The following is a 1,888-nucleotide window of genomic DNA, read 5'->3' on the forward strand; positions in this document are numbered from 1 at the left end:
TGGTCAATTTGATTTTACGATAAAGGTTAAATATGACACTTACACAGGTCCCCATAATCCACCAGAGGGTCCTGTCACACTAACCTTTGATGTAAAATTAGAAGGGGTTAATGTAACTGAAGTTCGGGAGTGATTTTTTAATAAAATTCCTTCTTCAACTAATGGGTACAAGATTGGAAGAACAAGCTGCCATCAATGTAACGGGTTCGGTTTTGAAGTACAAAACTCAAAAAAACAAAACAATTTGCGCTACAATTCGCATCAGTATTGGTACTGCTTTTTTATTGATATAAAAGGGTTATAGCGATTTTAACAATCAAATTAACATACCAATTTGCATACTAATTAGCAAGTATCTGCTGTTCAGCAGACAACCTCGAAAAGGTGTGCTAAAAAGATGTTAAAAGGTGTGTTAATTGAGCGGTAATTTTTAGATTGTGGAGGACGATGATTATTGAAGCTTATTAAGCAAAAACAACAATGCTGGCAATGTAGACTTGTATCGGAACGTGTACGAGCTATCGTAAAAACATATGCGGAATATACAAAATACAGTGAGAGCGAAGCGGTTGATATGTTTCTGCTTTTTATTTTTGTCAAAATTAAAAGGATATTTCGATAACAATAATAATATAATAAAAAACAATACTAATTTATTGTAAAACAATATATAATATACTAAAACTATGTTGTCATTAAATAAGTGAGGTGCTTTAAATGAATGTTAAACGAGGTTCAACTACTTTCTTAAAAGTAATTATTTTTCTGGCTGGAATTGCAGTGCTTACTTTGTGTATTTATTGGATGCCTGTGTTAACCATTAGAGATGTAAAAGCACATCCAGGTGGGGATTACTCGCTATATCCCCTTTTAGTATGTGCGTATGGAATCTGTATTACATTTTCTTTTACGCTGTATCAAGTATATAAACTATTAACCTATATCGAAAGGAACAACGCTTTCTCCGAGTTATCTCTTAAATCTTTGAAGGTTATAAAAAAACGTGCTTTAACAGCCATTTTTTTCATTGTGTTAATGATAATAAGCTTAAAGGTGATTTCTAAAATCACAGGAGACGACCCAGCAGGTCCTATATCACTAAGTCTAATGGGTATTTTAGCAACAAGTATCATTGCAGCCATTGTGGATGTACTTCAAAGGCCATTAAAAAACGTCCTTGAATTAAAACCAAAAAATGATTAATGTTTTGATAAAATTTAATTAACTAGGTGCCACTTTCGGAGGGATTGGAATTACTATGACTAATTTCTCCATTATGAAAAATGGGAAAGAAAAAGTGTTTCGTTTTTCAATATTAGAAGCGATATGTAAGACTTTGGATTGTCAGCCAGGTGATATTTTGTAGTACAAAAGCGACGAAGACACTTATTAAAAACAGACAACAAATTTATTTAACTAACGGGAGTCGATAGAAAATTTAAGGGATAGCCCTTAAGCTATCCCTTCTTTGTGTTTATTGATGTTATTTACTCTGAGTATTCCATTGAGAATTGCATTGATATTAGTGACAAAAAATAGGATGTGATTTGCAATGTTTGCACCTCAAAAGGGAACCCTTTATTCTGATTCCCTTGGTTTTTTGTTGTTAAATGTTGTGCTAATTAAGATGCGTATTATATTGTTAATTAGCTTGTTAATTGACATTTTGTACTTCAAAACAGAACCCGCTACCATCAATGCAGCTTTTTTTATTGTGCTAACTAGGCAGTTTAGTACAATAAGAAAAGGGAAAAAGAGACCTATCGACGAATTGATAAAATTAGTAATTCAATGTCATATTTATTGGAGGTATTTATGAATCCTATACTAAATCAAATCGGGACAGTTTTTATTCCTGTACGTAATATTGAAGAGGCACGTAATTGGT

The 1,888-nt window shown here is 32.5% G+C and carries 1 protein-coding gene and 1 pseudogene; both read left to right on the top strand.

From position 1 onward, the window contains the following. Positions 1-717 precede the first annotated feature (717 nt). Entirely contained in the window at positions 718-1,203 is a 486-nt protein-coding gene (locus AB7942_RS30450) for a DUF2975 domain-containing protein (protein ID WP_369449784.1), read from the top strand. 43 nt (positions 1,204-1,246) lie between these two features. Further along, positions 1,247-1,366, top strand: a pseudogene (locus AB7942_RS30455) (helix-turn-helix domain-containing protein); the annotation flags it as partial. Positions 1,367-1,888: the final 522 nt, after the last annotated feature.

The organism is Neobacillus sp. BF23-41 (genome assembly GCF_041106275.1).

Excerpts from the sequence above, each read along its gene's own strand:
- AB7942_RS30450 (WP_369449784.1), top strand. The coding sequence starts at position 718 with ATGAATGTTAAACGAGGTTCAACTACTTTCTTAAAAGTAATTATTTTT.